At 70.3% G+C, this 26082-nt stretch carries 21 protein-coding genes and 2 pseudogenes; 10 read left to right on the forward strand and 13 right to left on the reverse strand.

Features of this window, described 5'->3' with window-relative positions:
- Positions 1-138 precede the first annotated feature (138 nt).
- Together ACF1B9_RS06895 and ACF1B9_RS06900 are read left to right on the forward strand one after the other, a co-directional pair.
- Positions 139-612: a carboxymuconolactone decarboxylase family protein gene (locus ACF1B9_RS06895; RefSeq protein ID WP_391739487.1), complete on the forward strand. Its 474-nt coding sequence runs from the start codon at positions 139-141 to the stop codon at positions 610-612.
- A gap of 184 nt (positions 613-796) precedes the next feature.
- A pseudogene (locus ACF1B9_RS06900) lies at positions 797-1714 on the forward strand (RNA polymerase sigma-70 factor); the annotation flags it as partial.
- Between the two features lie 205 nt (positions 1715-1919).
- Here ACF1B9_RS06900 and ACF1B9_RS06905 read toward each other — a convergent pair.
- Both ACF1B9_RS06905 and ACF1B9_RS06910 read right to left on the reverse strand, forming a co-directional pair.
- The gene (locus ACF1B9_RS06905; protein ID WP_391739488.1) at positions 1920-2378 is read right to left on the reverse strand and encodes a sec-independent translocase; all 459 of its coding nucleotides are present in this window, start codon (positions 2376-2378) and stop codon (positions 1920-1922) included.
- Between the two features lie 332 nt (positions 2379-2710).
- Entirely contained in the window at positions 2711-4066 is a 1356-nt protein-coding gene (locus ACF1B9_RS06910; RefSeq protein ID WP_391739489.1) for a hypothetical protein, read from the reverse strand.
- A gap of 177 nt (positions 4067-4243) precedes the next feature.
- On the opposite strand from ACF1B9_RS06910, the gene ACF1B9_RS06915 reads away from it, so the two are divergent.
- Positions 4244-5008: a hypothetical protein gene (locus ACF1B9_RS06915; RefSeq protein ID WP_391739490.1), complete on the forward strand. Its 765-nt coding sequence runs from the start codon at positions 4244-4246 to the stop codon at positions 5006-5008.
- Between the two features lie 298 nt (positions 5009-5306).
- Here the strand turns inward: ACF1B9_RS06915 and ACF1B9_RS06920 are convergent, their stop codons facing one another.
- Genes ACF1B9_RS06920 through ACF1B9_RS06935 form a run of 4 tightly spaced genes read right to left on the reverse strand, consistent with a single transcriptional unit; the run spans position 5307 to position 10195 of the window.
- The gene (locus ACF1B9_RS06920; protein WP_391739491.1) at positions 5307-6455 is read right to left on the reverse strand and encodes an XdhC family protein; all 1149 of its coding nucleotides are present in this window, start codon (positions 6453-6455) and stop codon (positions 5307-5309) included.
- The gene (locus ACF1B9_RS06925) at positions 6448-8658 is read right to left on the reverse strand and encodes a xanthine dehydrogenase family protein molybdopterin-binding subunit (protein WP_391739492.1); all 2211 of its coding nucleotides are present in this window, start codon (positions 8656-8658) and stop codon (positions 6448-6450) included. Before ACF1B9_RS06925 ends, ACF1B9_RS06920 begins: the two co-directional genes overlap by 8 nt.
- Positions 8655-9647, reverse strand: coding sequence for an FAD binding domain-containing protein (locus tag ACF1B9_RS06930; RefSeq protein WP_391739493.1), 993 nt, complete (start codon positions 9645-9647; stop codon positions 8655-8657). Before ACF1B9_RS06930 ends, ACF1B9_RS06925 begins: the two co-directional genes overlap by 4 nt.
- A complete protein-coding gene (locus ACF1B9_RS06935) occupies positions 9644-10195 on the reverse strand; it encodes a 2Fe-2S iron-sulfur cluster-binding protein (RefSeq protein ID WP_376219370.1) in 552 nt (183 codons plus the stop codon). The genes ACF1B9_RS06930 and ACF1B9_RS06935 overlap by 4 nt, the downstream gene beginning before the upstream one ends.
- 241 nt (positions 10196-10436) lie before the next feature.
- On the opposite strand from ACF1B9_RS06935, the gene ACF1B9_RS06940 reads away from it, so the two are divergent.
- Complete coding sequence (locus ACF1B9_RS06940) at positions 10437-11081, forward strand: TetR/AcrR family transcriptional regulator (protein ID WP_391739494.1); 645 nt, start codon at positions 10437-10439, stop codon at positions 11079-11081.
- Between the two features lie 169 nt (positions 11082-11250).
- Here the strand turns inward: ACF1B9_RS06940 and ACF1B9_RS06945 are convergent, their stop codons facing one another.
- From ACF1B9_RS06945 to ACF1B9_RS06955, 3 genes are read right to left on the reverse strand one after another with little or no spacing between them, the layout of a single operon-like run.
- Positions 11251-12282 (reverse strand): TolB family protein, encoded by a 1032-nt coding sequence (locus ACF1B9_RS06945; RefSeq protein WP_391739495.1) that lies wholly within the window; start codon positions 12280-12282, stop codon positions 11251-11253.
- Positions 12279-13577 carry an MFS transporter gene (locus ACF1B9_RS06950; protein ID WP_391739496.1) on the reverse strand — a complete coding sequence of 433 codons (1299 nt, stop codon included), beginning with the start codon at positions 13575-13577 and terminating at the stop codon, positions 12279-12281. The genes ACF1B9_RS06945 and ACF1B9_RS06950 overlap by 4 nt, the downstream gene beginning before the upstream one ends.
- Entirely contained in the window at positions 13577-14923 is a 1347-nt protein-coding gene (locus ACF1B9_RS06955) for a discoidin domain-containing protein (protein ID WP_391739497.1), read from the reverse strand. The genes ACF1B9_RS06950 and ACF1B9_RS06955 overlap by 1 nt, the downstream gene beginning before the upstream one ends.
- Positions 14924-15139: 216 nt before the next feature.
- On the opposite strand from ACF1B9_RS06955, the pseudogene ACF1B9_RS06960 reads away from it, so the two are divergent.
- Positions 15140-15307: pseudogene (locus tag ACF1B9_RS06960) on the forward strand (DUF664 domain-containing protein); the annotation flags it as partial.
- Positions 15308-15377: 70 nt separating this feature from the next.
- Here ACF1B9_RS06960 and ACF1B9_RS06965 read toward each other — a convergent pair.
- Positions 15378-16310, reverse strand: a complete 933-nt coding sequence (locus tag ACF1B9_RS06965; RefSeq protein WP_391739498.1) for a UTP--glucose-1-phosphate uridylyltransferase — start codon at positions 16308-16310, stop codon at positions 15378-15380.
- Between the two features lie 300 nt (positions 16311-16610).
- Positions 16611-17393, reverse strand: coding sequence for an isoprenyl transferase (locus tag ACF1B9_RS06970; protein ID WP_391739499.1), 783 nt, complete (start codon positions 17391-17393; stop codon positions 16611-16613).
- Between the two features lie 437 nt (positions 17394-17830).
- Here ACF1B9_RS06970 and ACF1B9_RS06975 point away from each other — a divergent pair, with 437 nt between their 5' ends.
- Positions 17831-18097, forward strand: a complete 267-nt coding sequence (locus ACF1B9_RS06975; RefSeq protein ID WP_365689098.1) for a GlsB/YeaQ/YmgE family stress response membrane protein — start codon at positions 17831-17833, stop codon at positions 18095-18097.
- Between the two features lie 244 nt (positions 18098-18341).
- Here the strand turns inward: ACF1B9_RS06975 and ACF1B9_RS06980 are convergent, their stop codons facing one another.
- On the reverse strand, positions 18342-18989 hold the full coding sequence (locus ACF1B9_RS06980; protein WP_391739500.1) for an alpha/beta fold hydrolase: 648 nt from the start codon (positions 18987-18989) through the stop codon (positions 18342-18344).
- A 644-nt stretch (positions 18990-19633) separates the two neighbouring features.
- Between ACF1B9_RS06980 and dhaK the strand changes: the two genes are divergently transcribed.
- The 3 genes from dhaK to ACF1B9_RS06995 are packed head-to-tail and all read left to right on the forward strand — an operon-like array spanning position 19634 to position 21668.
- The gene (dhaK, locus tag ACF1B9_RS06985) at positions 19634-20626 is read left to right on the forward strand and encodes a dihydroxyacetone kinase subunit DhaK (protein ID WP_391739501.1); all 993 of its coding nucleotides are present in this window, start codon (positions 19634-19636) and stop codon (positions 20624-20626) included.
- 20 nt (positions 20627-20646) lie between these two features.
- Positions 20647-21261 carry a dihydroxyacetone kinase subunit DhaL gene (gene dhaL / locus ACF1B9_RS06990; protein ID WP_391739502.1) on the forward strand — a complete coding sequence of 205 codons (615 nt, stop codon included), beginning with the start codon at positions 20647-20649 and terminating at the stop codon, positions 21259-21261.
- A complete protein-coding gene (locus ACF1B9_RS06995) occupies positions 21258-21668 on the forward strand; it encodes a PTS-dependent dihydroxyacetone kinase phosphotransferase subunit DhaM (RefSeq protein WP_376271317.1) in 411 nt (136 codons plus the stop codon). Before dhaL ends, ACF1B9_RS06995 begins: the two co-directional genes overlap by 4 nt.
- An 83-nt stretch (positions 21669-21751) precedes the next feature.
- Here the strand turns inward: ACF1B9_RS06995 and ACF1B9_RS07000 are convergent, their stop codons facing one another.
- On the reverse strand, positions 21752-25201 hold the full coding sequence (locus ACF1B9_RS07000) for a phosphodiester glycosidase family protein (RefSeq protein ID WP_391739751.1): 3450 nt from the start codon (positions 25199-25201) through the stop codon (positions 21752-21754).
- Between the two features lie 294 nt (positions 25202-25495).
- Here ACF1B9_RS07000 and ACF1B9_RS07005 point away from each other — a divergent pair, with 294 nt between their 5' ends.
- Positions 25496-26017, forward strand: a complete 522-nt coding sequence (locus ACF1B9_RS07005) for an NUDIX domain-containing protein (protein ID WP_391739503.1) — start codon at positions 25496-25498, stop codon at positions 26015-26017.
- Positions 26018-26082 lie beyond the last annotated feature (65 nt).

Raw genomic sequence — 26082 nt, forward strand, 5'->3', positions numbered from 1 at the left:
GCTCGACATCCGGCCTGCGCTCCGCGGCCGACGCTCGCCGACAGCGGGGAGACGCGGGTCACATTCGTTCATGTCACAGGAGGCCGGGCTACCTCGTCTCTGGGGATGAAGCCACGGACGACCACCAAGGAGCACACCATGGACGCGCGACTGAACTACTTTGCCAGCCCGACCGCCGGAAAGGCGCTCAAGTACTTCATGTCGGCGGGCAAGACTCTCAAGGATTCGCCGCTGCCGGCCGCGACACAGGAGCTGGTGGCGCTGCGCGTGAGTCAGATCAACGGATGCGCCGCATGCATCGACATGCACACCAAGGAGGCCGCTGCTGCCGGCGAGACCTCGGTGCGGCTGAACCTCGTCGCGGCGTGGCGGGAGGCCACGGTCTTCACCGAGGCCGAGCGTGCCGCGCTGGAGCTGGCGGAAGAGGGAACCCGGGTCGCCGATGCGGCCGGTGGGGTCGGCGACGAAGTGTGGGCGTACGCCGCTGAGCACTACGACGAGGAGCAGCTCACCGCCCTGGTGGTCCTGGTCTCCTTCATGAACTCGGTGAACCGGCTGAACATCATCGCCCAGCAGCCGGCCGGGAATTACCAGGTCGGGCAGTTCCACTGAGAGGTGGAAGGGGAGATGTCGGGCTGCGGCGGGCTCGGCCCTGCCCGCCGTGTCGGCATCGCCGGTTCTGGTGCCGGTGACCGCCGGGTTCGCGGGCACTACTCTGCCTGCGGATGATCAACGGGAGACGCCTGTGCCCACGGGTGCGGCCGGGCGTGAGGCCGTCAAGGGAAAGGGGTTCGGCGTGAGCAAGGTCGAGGAGTTCGAGGAGCTGCGACCACTGCTGTTCTCGATCGCCTATCGGATTCTGGGCAGCGTGTCCGAGGCCGAGGACGCGGTGCAGGAAACATGGCTGCGCTTTGACGGTTCCTCGACCCGGCCCACGTCGACCAAGGCTTTCCTGTCGACCGCGGTGACACGGATCTCGATCGATGTGCTGCGCTCCGCACGGGTGCGACGGGAGGAGTACGTGGGCCCGTGGTTTCCCGAGCCGCTGTTGAGCGATCCGTACCAGGATCCGGCCCGGTCGGTGGAGCTGGCCGACTCGGTGTCGATGGCGGCGCTGCTGTTGCTGGAGCGGCTCAGCCCGCTGGAGCGGGCGGTGTTCGTGCTGCGGGAGGTCTTCGCCTTCGGGTTCGAAGAGGTCTCCGCGGCAGTGGGGCGTTCGGAGGCGGCATGCAGGCAGTTGCTGGTGCGGGCACGGCGCCACATGGAGGCCGGGCGGCCACGGTTCGAAGCGGACCGGCAGGAGCGGCACGTGCTGGCGACGCGGTTCTTCGACGCGCTGAAGAGCGGCGATGTGGGTGGGCTGCAGAACCTGCTGGCCGCCGACGTGCAACTGGTCGGGGACGGCGGAGGCAAGGCCCCGCAGCTGGCCAAGGCCGTCATGGGCGCGGAAAATGTGGCCCGTGTGCTGGGTACGGTCTTCCCCTTGATGAGCCGGATCGACGTGACGTTCGCGCCGTACGAGGTCAACGGCCGGCCCGGCGCGATCTTCCGCGACCGGGACGGCAAGGTGCTCCACGCCCTGGCCCTCGACGTGCTCGACGGACAGATCCAAACCATCCGCGCGGTGATCAATCCCGACAAGCTCGGCCACATCGGGCCGGTCGCCGACGCCTGGGCCATCGACCGCGAGGTGAAGCAGGCCCGCCGACAGGTGAACTGGCCTCGGGAGCGATGTGGATCGGCTCGTTCACCGGCAGCCCATGTCAGCGGCCACAGGGGGACAGTTCGCCCGTCGGGCGAGGGTGCGGCTGTGCGGACGGCACGCCGACGCCCTCGCGGCGCAGCCGAGGCACCGCCTCGCCGGAGCCGCGGGCACGCGGGCGCAGCCCGCTGATCCGGCCTGATCCAAACGAAAGACCCTACGTCGCATCGGCGTCGAACGGCGTCCGGTCGGGCGCTGTCCTGCCTCCTTCCTTGCTGAAAGACACGGCGCCCGGCGCCCTGGAGGGCGGGGCGGCTCCCGACGGGGAACTCTCCGCGGCCTCGGCATCGGCTGTGTCGCGGATTGCTTCGGCGACCTCCGTCAGTTCCTGCCTGGGGTCGAGAGCGCTGCGGAGCTCGTCGAGTCCGAGGCCGTCGCCGTTCAGGACGTGCTTGCGCACGAGCGTCTTGGGGTGGAGATCCTCGAACTCGAAATCCTGGAACTCCGGCCCGAGTTCGGAACGGATCTCCTGCTTCGCGTTCTCGGAGAACTGCCGGAACTTACGGATGAAGCCCGTCACGTTCTGGATGAGCTCCGGCAGCTTGTCCGGGCCGAAGAGAAGAGTGGCAAGACAGACGAGTGTGATCAGTTCCAGCGGACCCACATCAGAGAACACCGTGCCGCTCCTTGAGCCCTCCCCGCTCGGACGCTTCGGGCGCCGAGCGGCAGGCTGGTCGCATTTCTACAGTTTGAAAGTTGGGGAACGCCGCAATTGTCGGCATCGATCCATTGCCCGACACCCGGCGACCGGCACGTCGCACGTCGCACGCCGCGAGTCACGTCGACCCGCAACTCGCGCCCGTCACCGGTCACCGGCCAGCCGCGCCGAGCCGCATCGAGCCGCGTCCCAGCTGAACGATCGCGCGTTCTGCACCGACCGATCACGGCGATGGCTCCGCTCCGTCGAGGGCTGCCCTGTCCCCTCGCGCGAGCGTGCGATTGCGCGCCTCACCAGTCTCCGCCGCCGAAGTCACCTCCGCCTTCGAAGCCGCCCCCTCCGAAGCCACCCCCGAAATCACCCGGGTCGAAGTCGGCTCCGGTGAACTCCCCGCCACCGAGGGCGTTTTCGGCGGGCGTGGTGTCGGCGAAGGCAGAGGGTGCGCTGAGCATCGAGCCCAACATCGTGCCCGCGAGCAGACCACCGACGATTCCGCCGACGCCTCCGAAGTAGCCGCCCGCCCAGGGCGCGTAGGCAGGTCCGGCGTTCCAGTAGGGCTGAGGGCCCTGCGCCGTCTGCACCTGACGGGTCATCGGCTCATGACCGGCCGCGAGAAGCCCGGCATCGGCCTCGCAGACGGGCACATCGCGCGGCGTGCCACCCGGCGGCGCCCAGAGCGCGTCCACGGCCGACGGACCGTGGCGGGGGTCGAAGAAGCAAGGGGCGCGGCGTGCGGGCACCGGGGTTCCGGCACGGCGCGCCGCGAGGGTGGCGAGCCCGTACCGGCCCTCTTCGATTGCTGCGGTCACCGGTTGGACGTCCCGCGGCCCGGCGGCCACGGCCATCAGCTCCTTGGCCTTGTCGTACATGTCCAGCGCGTGGGAGTAGTCCTGCCGCATCGCGTCGTCGGCGCCGGGCTCCGACGGATGGAAGTCGAGTCGTTCCAACTCCTCACCGAAGGCGGTGATGTCCTCGTCGACGACGACCCGAAGGGCTTCCAGTTCGGCGTGTCGGCGCTTCTTCTCGGAGCGACGGTAGAGGGCATATCCTCCGCCGCCGACCACCGCGACCGCCCCGAGGGTGAGCAGCACTCCCCCGCCGCCACCCTCGTCATCGTTCCCGGAGTCGCTCCAGACAGTCGGCGCCCGCCCCTTGGCCTGCTCAGTGGCCTGGTCGACGAAGGAGGTGAGGAGCCCCTCGGGATCACCGGAGTGCGAGCGTTTGACGGCGCCGGTGAGATTGGCGACCGCGTTGCGGGACATCACCGAGGAGTCCGCGTTCGCACGGAAGCCGTCGCCGAGGCGGACGGCGTACAACCCGGCGATGCCGACTCGGGTCCGCAGGTCCCGCATCAGGGTCTCGGGACGAAACTCGGCGGACTCGGGCAGCACTGCGACGAAGACGGGCTTGTCCGCACCCTCGATCTTCTTCACGAGGTCTTCGGCGCCGGTCTCGGAGAGCTGATCCCGGGCGCGCGCATCAACGTACACGGGGCTCTTCCTCAGGGCTTCGGCCACGTCGTCGAGGCCGCTGCTCCCGGCAGCCTGCGCCCGGAGGGGCGTGAGCACCGCACAGGCCATCAGGGCGAGAACCGCCACGACCAGGACCGGGCCGAGTCGTGACAGCGCTCGGCGTACGACAGTCATGGGCAGTTCCTCCTCCGTGCGGCGGATTGCGCCACTCACAGTTGCTCAGTTGCGTAATATAGCAACTATCGCGACCCGTCCGACCGTGGCGGCTGCACCAACACGATTAAGGGATTGCGCAATCCGGGAATCATCGTGAGCAACCGCTGAGCGCACTTCACCGACTAAGGAAGACTCGTGGACCGTCCGGATCACCTACGGGCAGAGGACCTGCCCACATTCGAACGCATCCTGGATCAGGCACTGAACTCCCCCACGATCCAAGAGGAGAGGCACCGTACCCCCGGAGCTCTCAACAACGAACAGCTGCGTACCCGAGCACTCGGCGCGCGCGCCGCCATCGCCGCCTCGGCCGCCTCCGAGTACCGCGTCTACCGCCAGGTGCTCGATGGCGCGGCCTCGTCGGACACGACACGTCGTCGCACACGGCGTGAATCCGACGGCGCGGCAGCCACCAGAAGCAGCACTCTGCAGGCGGTGGCCGTGCTGGTACCGGGCCTGTCCGCAACGGCTGCCGCGGTCTTCGGCTTGATCGGCTTCGCCTTTCGGGCGGTCGGCATGCACTCACACCTTGCCGACGTCATGCTCATCGCCGGTCTGGCGGCGGCAGGCGTGGCGGTGGCGACGGTACTCGCCGGTCTCGTCTGGCTCCTGGTGGTCGCGACGCGAAACCGCTCGACGGCCGACGGCACGGACCCCGAGCTGACCCATGCGCGCGCCGCGTGGCAGGAGACACTGCTCGAACGCGGGATTCTTCCCTTTCTGTCCGAGTCGCTCCAGCCCATGTCTCCCGGCGGCGCGGGTCATACGAACGTAACGGCCACATCACCTGCGGCGGACGGCGCGAAGTTGGTGCCGGAGCCGCGAAGGGGTCCGGGCTTCAGCGCCCCCGACTTTTCGAGTCCCGACTTCTCCGGACCGGAACCACCCGGTACGGACTGATCAGCGCCGAGCCTCGCACGATGATCAGCACGGAGGGCGGCGATTGTTGCGGGGCGGACGAAGGACGGCTCGGGAGAGACAGGTGAGACGGGGGTACGGGCGACAGGGGGGCAGCGGAGGCGTCGGACGAGGGGGTGGGCCGCGCCGGGGCTCCAACTGCACGACGCGGCAAACGGGACGTGCCGACGGGCCCGCCCCGGTCGTTTCGACGGCAACGGGTTCACCGGCGGGGCCCTGTACCTGCGCACGTCACCGTCCCGGTTCGGGGCCGCCTGCCGGCGCGGGGAACCGAGCCGCTTCATGCCACCGCACGAGAACGGTCGTCACGCTCCTTCCTCCCGTCCGCGTCAGGGTGAATGGGCGTTCCCGAACCGGTCAGCGGAAGCCCTGTCCCGGCCCGGCGCGCCGCCACGATCTCCGCCGCGATGGACAGGGCCGTCTCCTCGGGGGTGCGGGCGCCGAGATCGAGGCCGATCGGGGAGCGCAGGCGGTCCAACTCCCCTCTGGTGAGACCGGCTTCGCGCAGACGTCGCTCGCGGTCCTCGTGGGTGCGCCGTGAGCCCATCGCACCGACGTACGCGACCGGCAGCCGCAACGCCGCCTCCAGCAGAGGAACATCGAACTTGGCGTCATGGGTGAGCACGCACAGGACGGTTCGTTCGTCGGTCACGGTGCGCCGGAGGTAGCGATGCGGCCAGTCGACCACGAGGTCGTCGGCCTCCGGGAAGCGGACGCGGGTGGTGAAGACCGGCCGGGCGTCGCACACGGTGACGTGGTAGCCGAGGAACTTGCCCACTCGTACGAGCGCCGTCGCGAAGTCCACGGCGCCGAAGACGATCAACCGGGGCGGCGGCACCTTCGACTCCACGAACACCGTCACACCGTCCGGGCAACGTGATCCGTCCTCCGAGAGTTCGACGGAGCCGGTGCGGCCGGTGTCCAGCATCGCGCGGGCCTCCGCCGCCGCGGTCCGGTCCAGTTCCGGATGTCCGTCGAGACTGCCCTCGTACGAACCGTCGGGGTGGACGAGCAGCGCCCCACCGAGCAGTTCGTCCGGTCCCCGGGCCACCCGGACGAGCGCCGACGTCTCCCCTCGGGCCGCGGCCGTAACCCCTGCCCGAAGCACCGGAGCGTTCCCTCGCACCGGCGTGACCAGGACGTCGAGGACGCCCCCGCAGGTGAGCCCCACCGCGAAGGCGTCCTCGTCGCCGTAGCCGAACCGTTCGCGTACCGTCCGGCCGTCCTGGAGCGCCTGGACGCACAGGTCGTACACCGCGCCTTCCACGCAACCGCCGGAGACCGATCCGATGACGGTGCCGTGACCGTCCACGGCCAGGGCCGCACCGGGACCGCGCGGCGCGCTGCCGTCGACGGCCACGACGGTGGCGACGGCGAAGTCCCGGCCCTCGTCGAACCAGCGGTTCAGCTCCTCGGCGATGTCAAGCACTCCGGGTTCCGCCCTCCGCCCGGCTCAGGGCTTCGTCCACCGTGCGACCCGTGATGTCATCCGTCGCCCGCTTCCGGGCTTCGTCCGCCGCGCGCAGGACGCGGTCCGGACGGATCGGCAGGCTCCGGTGGCGTACGCCGGTCGCATGCCACACCGCGTTGGCGACAGCGGCGGCGACGCCGACGATGCCGATCTCGCCGATGCCCTTGATCCCGACCGGGTCGCCCGGAACGGGGTCGTCCACCCAATCCGCCTCGATGAGCGGCACGTCGGCGTGCGAGGCGAGGTGGTATCCGGCGAGGTCGGCGCCGACGAGACCGCCGGAGGCCTCGTCCCTGATCGCCTCCTCGTGGAGGGCCATGGACAGTCCCCAGGTCATCCCGCCGATGAACTGGCTGCGGGCGGTGAGGGGGTTGACGATGGTGCCCGCGGCGAAGATGCCGAGCAGTCGGCGCACGCGTATCTCACCGGTGGTGACATCGACCGCGACTTCGGCGAACTGCGCTCCGAAGGAGTGCCGTTCCTGCTTCGCGAGGGCGCCGATGGCCTCGGCCGTGTTCGACCGTGCAGTGATCCCCTCGGGCGGAATGCCGCCTCCGAGGGCCAGCCGCTCGCGCAGGTCGCCCGCGGCGAGCGTCACCGCCCACGCCCAGGAGCGTGTGCCCATCGAACCCCCGGCGAACATCGCCGGGCCGAGGTCGCTGTCCGCGAGGCGCACACGGACCTGGTCCGGATCCACCTCCAGCGCGTCCGCGGCCACCAGGGTGATCGCGGTCCGTGCCCCGGTCCCGATGTCCGCCGCGTTGATCCGTACGGTGAAGGTTCCGTCCGCCTCCGCGGTCACCGCGGCCGTGGACGGTCCGGCTCCGGAGGGATAGGACGCCGCTGCCGTCCCGCTCCCGAGCAGCCAACGCCCCTCACGGCGCAGGCCGGGACGCGGGTCACGATCCGCCCAGCCGAACCTGCGGGCCCCCTCCTCGAAGCAGGCGAGCACATTGCGGCTGCTGAACGGCAACCCCGACACGGGGCCCGTCCGGGGTTCATTGCGTGCGCGCAGTGCGATCGGATCCACGCCGCACTTCTCGGCCAGTTCGTCGAGGGCCGATTCGAGGGCGAAGGAACCCGGCGCCTCGCCCGGAGCGCGCATCCAGGACGGGACCGGCACGTCGAGCCGCACCAGCCGGTGAAGCGTGTGATGCGCGTCGGCGTCGTACATCACGCGTCCCAGCACGGCGCTCGACTCGACGAATTCGTGCACGGTCGACGTGAGACTCTGCGCTTGGTGATCGAACGCGCGCAGCCGGCCGTCCACGTCGGCGCCGAGTCGGATCCGCTGCGCCGTGGGACTGCGGTAGCCGACGAGAGAGGGCATCTGACGACGAGTCAGTACGACGCGAACCGGTCGCCCGAGCACGGTGGCGGCCATCACGGCAGCCACTTGATGGGGGCTCAGCCCCTTCGACCCGAACCCGCCGCCGACATGCTCGGACCGCACCCGGATGGAGGCCGGGTCGAGGGAGAACAGCTGCGCGAGTTCGCTCGCCACCCAGGTGCTGCCCTGGTTGGAGTCGACGACGTCGAGCCGGCCGCCGTCCCAGCGAGCCGTCGCCGCGTGCGGCTCCATCGGGTGGTGGTGCTCCTCCGGAGTGGTGTACTCCTCGTCCACGACGAAGTCGGAGGCGTCGAGCTGGGCTTCCAGGTCACCCTTCTCCGTCTCCGCCCGGACCATCGGATTGTCCTGCGGTGTGTACGTACCCGGGCGTCCGGCGAAGAACGCGACATCGTGCGGTTCCTCATCGTATCGGACCACCAGCGCCTCGGCTGCCTCCCTGGCCTGCTCGGACGTCTCGGCCACGACCAGCGCCACCGGCCAGCCCACGAAGGGCACACGATCGTGCTGGAAGATCCCGAGGACCGGGCTCGGCCGGCCCAGCATCCCCACGTAGTCGGTTTCGACGCGCGGGGCGTTCCCGTGATGCAGCACGGTGAGGACACCGGGCATGGCCAGGACGGGTGCGTCCTCCACCGACCGGATACGGCCACGGGCCACGGTCGACAGCACCAGCCACCCGTGGGCGAGGTCGGCGAAAGGAATCTCTCCGGCATATCGGGCCGCCCCGGTGACCTTGTCGCGGCCCTCCACGCGGGCGTGGGCGGAGCCCACGGCTCCCGTCACGACGGCGCTTTTGGTCGTCGTGGTCATCGGGCGGCCTCCTCGGCAAGTTCGGTCAGTACGGCCACGACGAGATTGCGCATCAAGGTCACCTTGTATCCGTTCTCGGGAAGCGCCTCGGCGGCCGCCAGTTCGGCATCCGCGGCAGCTGCGAACGCCTCCGCGCCCACCGGACCGCCCAGCAGCGCCCGCTCGGCCGCACGGGCCCGCCAGGGCCGGGACGCGACCGCCCCGAAAGCGAGGCGCACATCACGTACGGCATCGTCCTGGACTTCCAGCGCGGCGGCGATCGAGCCGATCGCGAACGCATACGAGGCACGCTCGCGCACCTTCCGGTACCGCGAGCGGGCGGCGACCGGGGACGGCGGCAGCGTGACGCCGGTGATCAGCGCACCGGACGGAAGAGCAGTCTCGATGTGCGGGGTGTCGCCCACGGGCGGATAGAGCTCAGTGATCGGCAACTCGCCCGTACCGTCCGCCGTTTCGTACGAGACGACGGCGTCGAACGCGGCCAGCGCGACCGCCATGTCCGAGGGGTGGGTGGCGACACAGTGCTCGGAGGCGCCGAGGATCGCGTGATTGTGGTGCTCGCCCACGATGGCGGGACAACCGCTGCCGGGAACACGCCTGTTGCACGGTTTGCCGAGGTCGGTGAAGTAGCCGCAGCGGGTCCGTTGGAGTAGATTTCCGCCGACCGTGGCCATGTTGCGCAGCTGCCCCGAGGCTCCTGCCAGGACCGCCTGCGCCAACGCCGGGTAGTGGCGCCGCACTTCGGGATGCGCGGCCAGATCGCCATTGGTGACGGTCGCACCGATGCGCAGCACGCCGTCCCGAGCGAACTCGATTCCATCGAGCGGGAGTTCGCGTACGTCGATGAGCAGCGCCGGCCTTTCCACGCCGGCCTTCATCAGGTCGATGAGATTGGTACCGCCGCCGAGGAACCGGGCGTCGGGGTCGGCACCGATCAGGGCGACCGCTCCGGCGACGTCGTAGACGCGTTCGTAGCCGAACTCCCTCATGCCGCCTCCTCCTTGCCGTCGGCCGCCTCCGCCGCCCGCGCCACCGCCTGCACGATCGCCACATAGGCACCGCAGCGGCACAGGTTTCCGCTCATCCGCTCACGTATCTCTTCGGCGGTGAGCGCGGGAACCCCCGCTTCGGGCCGGACGTCGGCGGTCACGGCGCTCGGCCAGCCCGCCGCGTGTTCCTCGATCACCGCGAGGGCCGAACAGATCTGCCCCGGTGTGCAATATCCGCACTGATAGCCGTCGAGGTCGAGAAAGGCCTGCTGCACCGGATGCAGTCGATCACCATCGGCCACACCTTCGATGGTGGTGATCGCGCGCCCCTCGGCCGCGACCGCGAGCTGAAGGCACGAGACGGCCCGCCGCCCGTCGAGCAGCACCGTGCAGGCGCCGCATTGGCCCTGGTCGCAGCCCTTCTTGGTACCCGTCAGATCGAGATGCTCGCGCAGCGCGTCGAGCAGGGTGGTGCGATGGTCGACGGGCAGTGTGTACTTCTCGCCATTGATGTTCAAAGTAATGGTGCTGGACGTCGATGGGACCATGATCAGCCTTCTTTCGCGTTGCTGATGCGCGTCGAACGAGATGATCCCGGCGGACGGTCCGGGAGGAAGGAGGTGATGTGGCCTGATGAACCGGCGACGATGATGGGCACCGATCGGCCACATGGCCGGATCTGCCACTATGGTGGACCCAAGCGGACAACCGTCCGCTTACTCATGAACTTAGCGGACAGTTGTCCGGTCAGCAAGGCCGTACTTGACCGTGATTCCGGAAGGAGGGCGAGTGCCGGAGGAGAAGAGCGTCACTCTGCGCTCGGACGCGCGACGGAATCGCGAGCGCATCCTGGAAGTCGCACTGGCCGAACTGACGGAGGCCGCGGATGCCCCGCTGAGCACGATCGCGAGGAAGGCGGGCGTCGGGCAGGGGACGTTCTACCGCAACTTCCCCAACCGCGAGGCACTCGTGCTGGAGGTGTATCGCTACGAGATGCAGCAAGTGTCCGACACCGCAGCCCAGTTGCTCCGCACCCGCACCCCCGACCAGGCCCTCAGGGAGTGGATGGACCGCCTGGCCCAGTACGCCATGGCCAAGGCCGGCCTGGCCGACGCGCTGCGCAGGACCACCAGCCGGTACGGCAGCCTGGCCCAACTGGGTCACGGCCCGGTGACCCGTGCGGTCACGCTCCTGCTGAACGCGAACGAGGAGGCCGGCACCATCCGCCCGGGACTGACGCCCGACGACTTCCTGCTCGCCATCGCCGGGCTCTGGCAGATCGACCCGCACAGCGACTGGCAGCCACGTGCGACACGCCTGCTGGACCTCGTGATGGACGGCCTGCGAGCGGGAGCTCCCGGAACGATCCGGACTGCCGGGCCAGAGGCACCCCGGTCCGAGGCAGCACCCGAGCCGGGGAACGGCCGGACCTGAGGCGGGCGGACCTTGGCCGGAGGCGCGAGCCCGAGCCGGGTGGAACCCGGGCGGGCGCGCCGCGCCCAAGAAGCGCCGAAGGCCCGGCCAACCTCCGGGACGGGTCCCGGCTCCGGACCGGCCGTCCTCGTCCCGCTGGGTGGGCCGCCTCCGCCCCGGTCCTCCTCGCTCAGCCCACCGCCACCGGCGACGACCCGCCCACCACTGCCACGCGCGGTGCCCCCGTACCGTCCGCGGGGACGGTCCAGACGTCGCTCGCCCGGCCGGCCCCGCCCGGCAGTGCGTAGGCGACGGTGCCGTCGTCCAGCCAGGCTGCCTGGTCGTCGACGCTGCGTCTCTCGGCGAGCGGTGTCTCCCGCATGGTCCGCAGGTCGAGGACGTACAGCCGCCAGGGCGCGGCCGGGTCGTCGGAAACCTTCTTCTTGAAGGCGATCCGGGTGTTGTCGGGCGACAGGGAGGGACACTCGACGTTCTGCCGCAGGGCTTTCGCCGACCAGTCGCTCATGTTCCCCTCGACGAGGTAGGTGCGCCCCTTGGTGGAGACGGTCGCGTAGAAGCGGCTGTCGTCACGAGCGAAGGTCACCCCCCAGTAGTTGACGTCGGGGGCGTGGTAGCGCGCACCGTCGATGGTGAGGGGGATCTCCTCCATGGACTTGATGAGGTAGCCGGTGCGCAGGTCCAGAACGGCGGTCCGGGTGGAGAAGGCGGTGGTGGCGTACGAGTCACCGGTGGCGAACACCGTCCAGGACAGCATCCGTCCGGAGGCGGAGACGCGGGCGCGCGTGGGCACGCCCGGCATGGTGACCCGTCGCTTCTCGCGCAGTCTGCCGTCGAGAACGATCGCATATGTCTTCGGCAGCACCCCGGGCTCGGCACGCAGGCAGAGTCCGGTGTCACCGGCGGCGTAGAACCGTTCGCAGACCGGTCCGCCGGTGGTGCGGGTGTCCGGGCCGCGGGCTCCGGGAGCACCGGCGAGCGGCTGATGCGCGACACGTCCCGTCGCCGTGTCACGGAAGTACAGTGCGGGTCCGCCGAGCGTGAACGACGCGTCTGCGACGCCGCGTCGCCCGTCCGACCGGTGCTTCGCGTGCAGGGCGTACCCGACGGAACCGCCCGCGAGGAGCAGCACCGCGGCCACCAACACGGCGATACGGGTCCGAGGGCGCAGCGGGGTCGCAGGGCTCGGGAATCCGGCACTCATGTGGTCCGCCTGTCGGGGATCTGGGCTCCCGGCTCCTCGGAGGCCGGGGTGCCGGAGGGGTTGCGTGGCAGCAGCGCCCAGCCGCCCGCGAGCGCGGCGAGCAGGGCCGATATCGCCGCCCACAGTGCGGGACGCGGCCCCCACACCGTCCACGCGGCTCCGAAACCCGCTGCGGCGAGCATCCGGGCCAGCGCCTGGCCGGTCTGGAGCAGGGCGAGTCCGCCTGCCCTGCCGTCCACGGGCAGCACAGGTCCGGCGAGGGCCATCAGCACCCCGTCGGTGGCGGCGTAGAAGACACCGAGCAGCACGAGGACGGGAACGAGGAGAAGCGGGGTCGCGCCGCCGTTCGTGGTGACGAGTGCCGCGTACACGCCGAGCAGCGCGACATGTCCGTACAGGAACGGCAATCGGCGGCCGACCCGGTCCGCGATCCGGCCCGCCGGGACCGCGAGCAGCAGGTAGCACGCCGCCGCACCGAGCGGCAGCAGCGGGAACCAGCCGATGGGGAGGTCGAGACGGCGCTGGAGCAGGAGGTAGACGAAGGCATCACCGACGGTGGCGGCGCCGAGCAGGGCGGCGGCTCCGAGGATCCGCCGGAAGGCGGAGTCGCGCAGCGCTCCGAACATCTTGCTTTTTCGGGGAGTCGGCGTCGCCGGCGGTGCTGGGCAGTTCCCGGGAACGTACAGGACGAGGAGCAGTACGCCGAGCATGCCGATGCAGAAGCTGGCGACGAACACCGCGTCGTAAGCATCGGCCGTCGCCCAGAGCAGGGCGAATGCGGCGAGCGGGCCGAGCAGGGCACCTGTGGTGTCCATCGCCCGGTGCACGCCGAAGGACCGACCGAGTGCCTCGGGTCGGCTGCTCAGCGTGATCAGCGCGTCCCGGGGGGCTGTACGAATGCCCTTGCCGATGCGGTCGGCGGCGAGGGCGGCCGCGATCCCTGCGGTGGCGCCGCCCGCGATCAGCAGGCCGAGCCGGGAACAGGCGGAGAGCGCGTAGCCGGCCCCGGCGACCCGTTTGTGGCGTCGGCCGCGGTCGGCGGCGTGCCCGCCGAGCAGTCGCACGACGGCGGCCGCGCCGTTGAACAAGCCGTCCAGGAAGCCGAATTGGAGAGGTGAGAGACCGAGTCCGAGGACGAGGTAGAGAGGCAGCACCGCGGTGACCATCTCGGAGGAGATGTCGGTGACGAGGCTGACCGTGCCGAGTGCCAGGACGGTGCCGGGGACGCGTCGGCCCGCTCCGCCGGTGCGGGGCGGGGCCGGCGCGTCCCGGCGGCCTGTGGTCGCCAGATACATCAGTGGCAGGTGTACTTCGGGCTGGTGTCCTTGGCCTTGCCGTCGGTGCCGACGTAGCTCCAGCCGTAGCCGGAGTCCGTGAAGTCCAGCTTCAGGACGCCGTATTCACCGCTGATCCGCTTCTGGCTGTTGGGCTGGACGTTCTCGATGGGGTACGGCTCGGCGCCGCCCATGCCGCCGACGATCTCGGTGATTCCGTCGGCGGTGGCCTTCCCGTCGGGGTTCTGTGGCGCGAACCGCTCGTAGTGGTGGTCGTGCCCGTTGAGTACGAGGTCGGCCTTGGCTCCGTACAGGATCTTCCAGACCGGCCTGCTGACCGGGTCGTTGCCGTGCCCGCCCGAGGAGTACAGCGGGTGGTGCCAGTAGGCGGCGATGCACGCCTTGTCGTTCTTGGCGAGGTCGGCCTTGAGCCAGTCGATCTGGGCGCTCTGGTCGAATGAGTTGGAGTCGAGCGCGATGAAGTGCCAATTGCCCTCGTCGAAGCTGTAGTAGGGCTTGCCCTGGGGATACGCGACGGCCCCGTAGTAGGCCTTGTAACCGGCCAGTGACCCGGCCGGATCGTAGGTCTCGTGGTTGCCCGGCACCGGATGCGTCTTGTTCTTGAACGCGCCCCACGTCTTGTCGTAGTAGGCCCGGTAGTCGGCGATCCGTGCGTCGTCGTACTGGTTGTCGCCCATCGTCAGATAGAACTTCGGATCGAGCTTCTGGGCCGATGCTGCGGTCTTGGGGTGGGCGCAGGCGCTGTCGGAGGCGGTGCACTGGGCAGCGATGTCACCGGCGGCGACCACGGTGAAGGCGCCGGTCTGCGGAGGGGTGCCGCCGAGCGTGCCGTACACCTCGACCTCGTGCAGCGAGTAGCCGTAGGCGGTTGCGCGCGCGGTGCCGTACACGCGCAGGTAGCGGCCCTTGCCGGAGAGGGCGGACCAGTCGTCGGTGCCGCCGTTCCCGGCCGTCTCGTCGGCGAGCCGGGTCCAGGTGGTGCCGTCGGCGGAGATCTCGATCCGGTACGCCTTGGCGTACGCGGCCTCCCAGTTCAGCGCCACCCGCGTGACATCGGCGGTGGTACCGAGATCGACACGTATCCACTGCGGGTCCTTGCCCTCGGCGCTCGCCCAGCGGGTGGCCGGGTCACCGTCGAAGGCATTCTGCGGGCCGAGACCGGAATCTTCGCTGGAGGACGCGGTGGCGGGCTTGCCGCGCGAGATGAGTGGGTCGGCGGCGGCACCGGCCCGGTCGGGGTGGACGAGCAACAGGGAGCCGACGAGGAGGAGTACGGCGGCGACGACCGCGCCCACCGTACGGCGCCGTTTGAGCATGAGGAGCGGAGCTGAGCCGATCAGTTGCATCCCTGGACTCCTGGCCTTGGGGGGTGGCGAGAGCTGGGCTTCAGTACGTGACCTCGCGTCCTTGCCCGCGTTCGGGCAGGGCGCGGCATCGTGGCGGCCGGGCCAGAGCTCTCACTGAGCGCGTCATGCCCACGGGAGGGGTCGGGCACCGCGCCAAGCCGCCATCCGGGATGCTAGCGAACAGTAAACTTTCCTACCAGTCCCCCAACTCCCTTTGCTGCAGCGGCCGTCGACGACTCGCTGCCGCCGTCCGACGACCTCGGCACATCCTGGAACGGCAGCACCGTGTCCCTGCGCTGGGTGCTGATTCACATGAGCGAGGACACCGCACGGCACGCCGGCCACATGGACATCGTCCGAGAACTCATCGACGGAGCCACGGCGACCACCCGCGCGACTGACACAGCCGTCCCGAACGCTCGCCGTGGGCAGGCGACCCGAAGGGAGCGGCTGATCAGGCCGGGGTGGTGTCCGTACCGGATGCGGGGTGCCCGCCGTCGCCGAGTTCGCGGGCGAGGCGGCGCAGGACGGGCCCGTACTCGGGATGGGCCAGAGCGAAGGCCATCTGGGCGACGAGGTAGTCCGCCGGGTTGCCGGTGTCGTACCAGCGGCCGGAGATGACCTGCCCGTACACCGCGCGGCCGGCGGCGTAGGCGTTGATGGCGTCGGTCAGGTAGACCTCGCCGTCGCGGTGCTCGTGCCAGCGCCTGGTCTGCTCGCGCAGTTCCTCGATGATGCCGGGGGTGATGACGTAGCCGCCGATGGCCGCGTACGCCGAGGGGGCGTCGGCGGGCTCGGGCTTTTCGACCAGGCCGATGATGCGCAGCAGGCCGTCGCCCAGATCCTCCTTGACCACCGGCACCCCGTAACGCTGGGAGTCGCCCGGGTCCATCGGCATGAGCGCCAGCACCGGGCAGTGGGTCGCCTCGTACGCGCGGATCAGCTGCTGGGCGCGGGGCACCTCGGCCACGAACACGTCGTCCGGCCAGAGCACCAGCATCGGCTCGTCGCCGAGGTTCCTGGCAGCATTGAGCACCGGTGTGCCGTTGCCGTACGGGCCGTGCTGGTCGAGGTAGGTGATGTGGCCCTGACGGGCCAGTTCGGCGACCTCCTCCACGGCGTCCGCGTACGCGGTCTTACCGTCGGCACGCAGCTGCTCGACCAGGGCGGGGTTGGGCCGGAAGTGGTCCTGGATCAGAGACTTGCCACCGGAGACGACGATGGTGATGTCCGTGATGCCGGACGCCACCAGTTCGCGCACGGTGTGCTCGACCACCGGCTTGTCACCGACCGGCAGCATTTCCTTGGGGGTGGCCTTGGTCAAGGGCAGGAGGCGGGAGCCGACTCCGGCGGCGGGGATGACCGCCCTGCGGATCGTCGGGGGCATCAGGTCTCTCTCGTCGAACGGCACTCCGCGCCGGACGGCGCGGCATCCTCCGACGCTACCAACGCTCCGGCCCACGACCGGGCGACAATCACTGATCCGGACCGATCCGGCGATCACCTGCACAGGAATAAGCCGGTGTGCTTCGTCACCGCGCAGCACCCGCTCGTGCAGATCGCCTCGGTGACCCGGGGGCGCACCCGCTCGCGCAGCTCCGCGAAGAAGCTCTCGGCAGACCGGCCAGTGCGCAGCCGGTCGCCAGGGACGGGGATCCGGAGCGCGACGTCCCCGCGCCGAGGACGGTCATCTGCCGAATCGCCGTTCGCGATTCGCGTACGAGCGCAGTGCGCGCAGAAAATCGAGGTGCCGGAATGCCGGCCAGTAGCAGTCCACCCAGTGCATCTCGGCGTACGCGGACTGCCAGAGCAGGAAGCCGGACAGCCGCTGCTCGCCGGAGGTCCGGATGATGAAGTCGGTGTGGTCGGCGGTTGGCGAGTACAGGTGGCGGGAGATGTCCTCGATCTCGAACCGCTCGACCAGTTCGGCCGGGTCGCCACCGGCTGCCATGTGTTCCTCGAAGGCGCTTTTCACTGCGTCGACGATCTCGCGTCGGCCGCCGTAGCCGACCGCGACGTCCACTTTGAGCCCGCCGCACCCGGCCGTTGCGGCGGCGGCCTCCTTGAGCACACGGGAGCTGGCGGGGGGCAACATGTCCAGCGAGCCGATCACCTGGACCTCCCAGCGACGGCCTTCGGCCGTGATGTCCCGGACGGTCTCTTCGATGATCTCGATCAGCGGGCCGAGCTCCTCGGCGGGGCGGCCGAGGTTGTCGTCGGAGAGCATGAAGAGGGTCACGTGCTCGATTCCGGCGGCGGTGCACCAGCCAAGGAACTCGGTCACCTTGGCACCGCCCGCCCGGTACCCCTCCGAAACGTCCGTGTGTCCCGCTTGCCGTGCCCAGCGGCGGTTGCCGTCGACCATGATCCCGACGTGCCGCGGGCGTGGCAGCCCCTCCAGAGTGACGGCCAGTCGACGCTCGTACACCGCTTCGATCGGCCGTCGGAGGAACAGCGGGAGCAGCTTCATGAACCATCTCCATCGTGCCCGGCTACGTCCGGCGACCCTACCAGGCACCCTCGCCACCTCCGGCGAGCGATCCAATGACGTTGGCGCACAGGCCACTTGGCCAGGGGGACGCGCGTCGGCCGGGCCGTTTCCGGGCCGATCGACGGGCTGTTCGGCCGGGGCGTCGCCCAGCCCCGACGGCTCGGTCGTCGATCGTGTTCAGCCGGGCTCGGGCGGGTGTGACGATCGCTGCGTACCGGGCGTCACCCGACAGCAGGGCCTTCGTTCAGGGGCCGGTGACACGCCGGCAGCCTCGCGCCGTGCTTCAGGAGGGGCCGACAACCCGCCGATGGTGCTGTCCCACGGTGGTGGCCAGCGAGTTTGCCGGAACCGGGGTGGATCACGAGGGATGGTGGTACTCCGCCAACAAGGGCGTTCTGATGAAAGGTGCGTGCGCCATGGGCATTATCGCCTGGGCTGTGATCGGGTTGCTGGCCGGTGCGATCGCCAAGGCGTTGATGCCTGGCAAGGATCCCGGCGGCTGCCTGATCACGATGCTGATCGGCATCGTCGGAGGCCTTCTGGGCGGCTGGCTCGGGAAGGTCATCTTCGGCGTGCACTCGATCAACGGGTTCTTCCATCTCTCCACCTGGATCGCCGCCGTCGTCGGATCCGTCATCGTGCTGGCCGTCTACCGGCTCGTCCGGGGGCGCCGTACCCACTGATCCGCGCTTTCCGCCTCACGGACTCGGAAGCGTGCCGCCCTGACGGACGGCAGGGCGGCACCAACGGTCGGCGTCCGTCGGCAGCATGCGCGGTTGCCCTCGGCGGTGCGCCGGGGCATGGGCCAGATGCCTGAACCGCGTTCAGGTCGGGTCCGTGGAGCAGGAGCCGATAGCTGGTGAGCCGGTCGCGCTCGACGATCAGCCGGAAGAGTCGGCCCGGCTACTCGCAGGCGGGGCCGACCGGTCAGCGGCCAGGACAGATGTCCTCCGCCACCAGCAGGAACTCCGAAACCGCCTTCGTGAACGTCTCCGGCGCCGCACGGTGGATCAGCTGTCCGACCGGGATCGTGACCACCCGCCCGCCCGGGATGCGACGAGCCAGTTCGGCGATGCCGTCCTGGGGCACATGACTGCGTGGTCCCCCGGCCACCGCGAGAGTCCCGGCCGTGATCCCGCTGAGCCGATGCAGCCACCTGGGGTCGGGCACGTCGATCTGCTTCCTGACGGCCGGCACCATCTCCCAGTCGAAGGACAGATCGCCGTCCGGCCTGGTCGGGGTGGTCCGCTCCCGGGGGCGCGGGGCTGGAACGTCCTCCAGGACGAGCCTGCTCACCCGCTGTGGATGATCCGCGGCGAGCAGGTAGGCCACGACGCCGCCCATGGAGTGCCCGATCAGGTCCACCGTGTCCAGTCCCAGCACGTCCAGGAACCCGAGCACATCGGCCTGCATCAATTCGAGCGAGTAGTCCCCCGGCCAGTCGCTCCGGCCGTGACCGCGAAGGTCGAGGGCATACACCCGTCGACTGCGCGCGAGGCCGGGTATCACCGCCGCCTCCCAGTCGGTGGCGGAGAGGCTGCCGGCCGAGGCCGGTCGGCCACCACTCCGGCGCATGCGGCTCGCGCGCGAAGTGCAGACGCCACACATCGACCGGCATGACGACGGCGAGATGCTCCGCCACCAGAGTGAATGCCATCTGTCGGCGCATCACTTCCTGGTCGATCGCGGGCGCGGTCCTCGACCACCCCCGCAGTCGGCGCCCAGCAGCTCACCGGGAACGACGGCAAGCCGTACCTCACTCCCATGGCCCTGGATCCGCAGAGTGACGCCCGTACCCCGCTCCGCCGACCGCGCCGGTCACGGCAGACGGGCGGCGGCAGGTCACGCACCCCTCGTGGACGAAGAGGCATCTTCATAGTGGCCGACGAACATCGATGTTCCGACACAGGGACCTTCCAGCAACGATCCTGCTCCACGGTCGCTGGATGACGCGCCGTCAGCACGCACCGGGTGACGACCACGTGACCTTCACCGTCACAAGGTCGATACTGCCGACAGCAGGGTTCCCGCCGACACGCATCCGATCCGCCACAGATAGCTGACAAAACGTCACCGAAGTCAGTATCAAGTCAGCATCAGTACCGCCGGAAGCCGCTTCCAACCGCCACCGACCGCGAGATCAACAACTGCATGCACCGGCTCTGGCCAGTGAAAACACAGATCATAGGCCCACCTGCCAAGCTCCCCAGGAGGTACCCATGAGGATGCTCATCAACGTCCCCGAAACCGTTGTCGCGGACGCGCTGCGCGGTATGGCCGCCGCTCATCCCGAGCTCACCGTGGATGTCGAGAATCGTGTCGTCGTACGGCGTGACGCGCCCGTGGCGGGGAAGGTGGCACTCGTCTCCGGGGGCGGATCCGGGCACGAGCCGTTGCATGCCGGTTTCGTCGGGCCGGGAATGCTGTCGGCGGCCTGTCCGGGAGAGGTGTTCACCTCGCCCGTGCCGGATCAGATGGTTCGGGCCGCCGCCGCGGTCGACGGCGGGGCGGGGGTGCTCTTCGTCGTCAAGAACTACACCGGTGACGTACTGAACTTCGAGATGGCCGCCGAGCTCGCCGAGGACGAGGGGGTGCGGGTCGCCCAGGTGCTCGTCGACGACGACGTGGCGGTGACCGACAGCCTGTTCACGGCCGGGCGGCGTGGCACGGGCGCGACGCTGTTCGTCGAGAAGATCGCCGGGGCGGCGGCCGACGAGGGTGCGCCACTGGAGCGGGTGGAGGCCATTGCCCGGCGGGTGAACAAGGCGTCGCGGAGTTTCGGGGTGGCGCTCAGCGCCGTCACCACGCCCGCCAAGGGGTCCCCCACGTTCGACCTGCCGTCGGGCGAGCTGGAGCTCGGGATCGGCATTCACGGCGAGCCGGGGCGGGAACGGCGTCCGATGATGACGTCACGGGAGATCGCGGACTTCGTGGTGGACGCGGTGCTGGAAGACCTGCAGCCGAACGCACCGGTGATCGTGCTGGTCAACGGGATGGGTGCGACGCCACTGCTGGAGCTGTACGGGTTCAATGCCGAGGTGCAGCGGGTGCTGTCCGAGCGGGGTGTGGTGGCGGCTCGTACGCTCGTGGGGAACTATGTGACCTCGCTCGACATGGCGGGCTGTTCGGTGACGCTCTGCCAGGTCGACGAGGAGCTGCTGCGCCTCTGGGACGCGCCGGTGGAGACTCCGGCGCTGCGCTGGGGCCGTTGACCCGCCGACAAGGAGATCATGTGCTCGACGCCGACTTCTTCCACCGTTGGATGACCGCGGCCGCGACCGCAGTGGACCGCGAGGCGGACCACCTCACCGAGCTCGACTCGGCGATCGGGGACGCCGACCACGGCAGCAACATGCAGCGCGGATTCGCCGCGGTGACCACGCTCCTGAACAAGGAACAGCCGCCTACCCCGGGTGCTGTGCTGATGCTCGCCGGGCGTCAGTTGATCTCGACGGTCGGTGGGGCCTCGGGGCCGTTGTACGGGACGTTGCTGCGACGTACCGGAAAGGCGCTGGGCGACGCGCCCACCGTGACTCCGCAGCAATTGGCGGAGGCGCTCGGGGTGGGCGTCGCGGCCGTGGCGCAACTGGGCGGGGCGCAGGCCGGGGACAAGACGATGCTCGACGCGCTGCTGCCGGCCGCCGAGGCACTCGACACCTCGTTCGGGGCAGCCCGGGAAGCGGCCGAGGCGGGAGCAGTGGCGACGGTGCCGCTGCAGGCCCGCAAGGGCAGGGCGAGCTATCTGGGTGAGCGCAGCATCGGGCATCAGGATCCGGGGGCGACGTCCTCCGCGCTGCTGATCGCCGCATTGGCCGAGACCGGCGCTGCCGACGGGGGTGACGCATGAGCGGCGGGAAGCAGGTCGGGATCGTGCTGGTCTCGCACAGCGGCCCGGTGGCCGAGTCCGTCGCCGAGCTGGCCAGGGGCCTTGCCGCCGGTGGTGCGACGGCGCCGGTCGCCGCCGCGGGCGGCACGCCCGCGGGTGGTCTCGGGACCAGTGAGGAGCTGATCGCCGAGGCCGCCAGGTCGGTGGACGGCGGTGCGGGGGTCGCGTTACTGGTGGATCTGGGCAGCGCGGTACTCACGGTCAAGACGATGCTGGCCGACGGCGACGAACTGCCGGACGGTTCACGACTGGTGGACGCGCCGTTCCTGGAGGGCGCCGTGGCCGCCGTGGTCACCGCGTCGGCGGGCGGCGACATCGCGGAGGTGGAGGCCGCGGCGTCCGAGGCATACGGATATCGCAAGGAGTAGCAGCCGGAATTCCACGGTCCGTGAGACCGCCCCGCACCCGGATTTCAGGGGTGCGGGGCGGCTCCGGGCAGGTTCTCGGGCCGTCAGGCCGCCTGTGCGGACCCGGCTGCCCCGATCCTGACCTGCACCTTCTGTGCCGTGCCGTTGACCGTGACGGCGAGCGTGATCGTGCCCGGCCGGAGCCCGGTGAGGGTGCCGGTGGACGGGTCGAGGACCGCCGTATGGCGTTGGCGGGCACCGTCGCGGTCACCGATGTGGACGTTCGGGGATCCGGTCCAGTCGGCGGCCAGCGGGAAGCCGACCGGGACACGGCGGTCGCCCTGGATGACGGTCGCCGTGACCTTTGTCCGGCTTCCGGTGCCGAGCACCGGCGGCGCCCCGATCTCCAGCGCGTCGACATGCGCGCGGGTCTGCACGGAGACCCAGTCGGGACCTCCCTCCCACGGCCGCTGCCGGGCGGTGGCCTGTTCACCGGAGCCGACGCGGTCTGCGCCGACCAGCGACCAGCCGGTGAAGCCGCCCTCACCTGCCGGCCCGGCCGGTGCCTTCCCCGAATTGCCGTTGATCAGGTACGGCACTCCGTCGACGTGCGAGGCGTGGAAGACGCCGACGTGGCCGCCGATGAAGGCGGCCCCCTTGCCCGTCGCACGGCGGAAGTCGGCGAGCCACTGTTCGACCAGGGCCGCTTCCTTCCGGTCCCCGAGCTGGCTGCCCTTCTGCACGGTCGGGTCTCGCGGTGGCACATGCTCGATGAGCATGACCGAGTCGACGGTCCGGTCCTTCGCCGCCGCGTCCAACTGGGCTCGCAGCTGCTTGATCTGAGCGAAGCCCCCGGCGCGCAGGCTGAGGCCGGATGTGTCGAGAGTGACGAATCGGGTGCCCTTGTGGTCGAACGTCCGCTGGGCGGGTCCGAATTCGGTGACGAAATTGTCGATGCTGCCGCCCATCACCTCATGGTTGCCCGGTACGTAGTACCAGGGCAGCGAGTCGCCGAGTTCCTCGGTGAGGATCCGGTGGGCGAAGGCCAGGTCCGCGGGCGATCCCTCGTCGACGAGGTCACCGTTGATCACCAGGAAGTCCGGTCGAGCGGCCTTGATCTCGCGCAGGGTGCGCCGTGCCTGGGTGACGATCGAGCTGTCCGGATCGCGGGCGACGAACTGGGCGTCGGACATCACGGCGAACCGCCAGTCCCGGCGCTCGGTCACGGCGGCCGGATCGATCAACGGGTCCGCCGGCGCCGCCTGTTCGGGAAGGTCGACGGTCGGCGGCACCTGGGCGGTGAGCTCGTCGATGACGATTTCGCCCGTGTACTGCTGGGCTGCCGCGGTCTCCGCGAGGTAGAAGCGGGACACGGAGAGCGGCATGGCGGCTCCGGGAGGGACCGCGAAGGTGATCTGTCGCCAGCCGGTCCACGTGACGTACGGTCCGCGCAGCAACTGGTCGGAACCCGCGGCGTCCTTGAGGTGGAGGGTCGGCCAGGCGCCCTTCCCGTCGCCCTTGATCCACAGCTTGAACGACTGGGGCTGGCCGGGCACGGGGACGGGGTGGGGCGGGGCCGCGTAGGCGGCGCGGGTGGCGGTGGACCCGGTGAAGTCGTAGGTGAGTTTCAGGCCGGTGCCGGTGTGTCCGTCGGGCGTGCCGGAGAGGGATCCACTCGCCCGTGCCTGGCTGAATTTCCAGGAGTCCGCGTCGTCGAAGGAGGAGACGGCCTGCTCGGCGAGGCCGACGCTGACGGCGAGGACGGTCGTGGTGCCGGCGACGGTCGCGCTGATCTGTCCGGCGCCGGCGCCGGTACGCGAGGTGACGCTGAAGGCGCCCCGGCCGTCGTCGCGGATGTCGAAGAGCGCGTGGTCGTAGTCGAGGGCGATGTCGCGCGGCTCGACGGGGGCACTGGTGCCGTGGGCGTCGAGGCCGACGACGGCGAAGGTGCCGGTCGCGTCGGCGTCGGCGAGACCCACCCGTCGGGTGGTCGGCTCGATCCGGGCGAGCCGGTCGAGGACCGTCAGGGTGGTGGTGCCGTGCGCCGCTCCCTTCTCGGCGCGTATGTCGGTGGTGCCGCCGCGGCGCGCGGTGAAGAGCCCGTTGCCGTCGACCGCGCCGACGGCGCTGCGCACCGTACGCCAGCGCGGGGTGCCCTGGGCGGGGCCGTACGTCTCGTCGTATCCGGTCGCGGTGAGGCGCCGAGTGAGCCCGGGGAAGACGCGGTCGGGGTGGCCGCCCTTGACGGGATCGACGCCCGGTGCGGAACCGGCCGGCGTGCGTGGCTGGACCCAGAACCCCTTGAGCCGGCCGCTGCCGTCGGGAGCGGTGAGGGCGAGACCGTTGGGGACGGTGCGTTCGCTCCCGTCGGACGGGCTGTTCTCCACGCGGAGCGCATCGCTGCCGGGCTCGCGCGCGACGAGGGTCGACGATCCGCCGCCGTCCAGGTTGAGTGCGCTGTACGCCCCGGCGCGCCGCATCATCAGGCCGAGTTCGGTGAGGGTGACGCCACCACTGTCGGCCTGCCTCCCGTCGACGGTGAGGATCTGCATGTTCCGGCCGTCCTTGGAGAAGCCGACGGCGGTGCGGGGTGCGGCGGTGTTGTTGCCCTCGCCGTCGTGATTCTGCGCGACTCCGTCGACGACGAGGAGTTCGCGGCCGCCGACCGCGGTGCGGGGCACGGCTCCGCCGTCGGGGCGTGCCCGGTAGGTCAGGGACACCGGATCGCCGGGCGTCAGGGCGTCGAGGGCGGCGGCTGCGGCCTCACGGCCGACGAGGACGGTGGTGCCCTCGGGGACTGCTCCCGATCCAAGGTCGTGCGCGACGGAGACGACCTTGCCCTCCCGTACGACCGCCTCGGCGACGGGAGTCGCGCCGTCCACGGTGAGGGCACGGTCGGCGCTGCCCCAGGCGGAGGTGTAGGCGCCGATTCCCCCGGCCGGCACATTGGCGGCGTTGTACGCGGCGAGCGGCCGCTGCCCGGAGGGGAGAGTGAGGGTTCCCTCGAAGTAGAGGTTCAAAATGCGGCCCGCGCTGCCGGGGCCGATGCCGACGGCCCGGTCGACTCCAGGGGCCGGGGACTGGACGGTGACCCCGTCCTTGATGCCGATCCCCTCCGGCGCACCGGTCTGGTTGATGTCGAAGAAGTCGCCGTTGATCGCGGCGACGGTGCGGCGGCCGTGGCCCGCGGCGTGTCCCGCGGCGAGTTCCGAGACCGTGCGCCGTTCGGAGACCTTGCCGGAGGAGAGGTAGTCGGCGTGCACCCCGCTGCCGGCGAGGTCCACGGAGAGGGAGTCGACCCGTAGCCATTTGTCGGATTCCAGCCGGTCGTACGAGCTGAGACGGACACCGGGGGCGATGGGGCGCGACGTGCGAGCGGTCTCGATCCCGTCGCCGTCCACGACCGCTCCGGGGTCCCCTGCCGGGTTGCTCGCGGGTGGTGGGGCGACCGGTCTGAGGACCTCGGCAGCGGTACGGGGACGGGGGTCGGGGTTCGAATCGGCGAGGGCGGGCGAGATCGCGCCGCCCGTCAGGGCGCAGACCGTAGCGAGCAGTACGAGCGGTCGCGCGACCGGGCTGTGGCCTCCCCCGGCCCCGGAGCGCCATCGGGTCGTTCTGTCGACTGTGCCTCGGACCACAGATCCTCCTGGAATCGCGATGGTTGCGCGGCCCGGTGCACGGGCAGAAAGCGCTGTCGGCGGACAGCATGTCCGCGCGCACAGCGGCGCACCAGAGGGCATCGGGGACCTCAGGGGAAACAAGACGCGTCGACTCGATGACAGAGATGATCAACGGGACAGGGGTGTCGTCGTCGGCGACATTCGGTACCGGCACGCAGACTTGAGGGCATGTCATCCCGGAAGCGCTCCACGCGCAGTGCGGGTCTTCTCCTGTTCCGCCGGCCGTCGGGGGCCGACCGGGCCGGGTTCGAGGTGCTCATCGCCCATATGGGTGGCCCGTTCTGGGCAGGCCGGGAGAGCGCGGCGTGGTCGATCCCGAAAGGTGAGTACGGCCCCGACGAGGCGCCCGCGGCGGCCGCCCGTCGTGAGTTCGAGGAGGAGTTCGGCCGCCCGGCGCCGGAAGGTGAGTGGGTGGCGCTCGGTGAGGCCCGTCAGTCCGGCGGCAAGACCGTGACGGCGTGGGCGCTGGAGGCGGATCTCGATGCCGCCACGGCCGTTCCCGGGACATTCACCATGGAGTGGCCGCGGGGGTCCGGTGTGCTGCGGGAGTTCCCCGAAGTCGACCGGTTCGCCTGGTACGCGCCCCAGGAGGCGGCCGAGCGCCTGGTCACGGGGCAGCGGGTCTTCCTCGACCGGCTGCGGGAGCACGTGGAGGGCGGGCGGGTGACGCCCGCTCAGGACGGCTCCTGAGCAGGCTGTTCGCCATCGCGCGGCCGGCCTCCCGCCCGTACGGGTCCGGCAGCCGACACTCTTCC

The sequence above is a fragment of the Streptomyces sp. NPDC014727 genome (assembly GCF_043083485.1).
Lineage (GTDB): Bacteria > Actinomycetota > Actinomycetes > Streptomycetales > Streptomycetaceae > Streptomyces.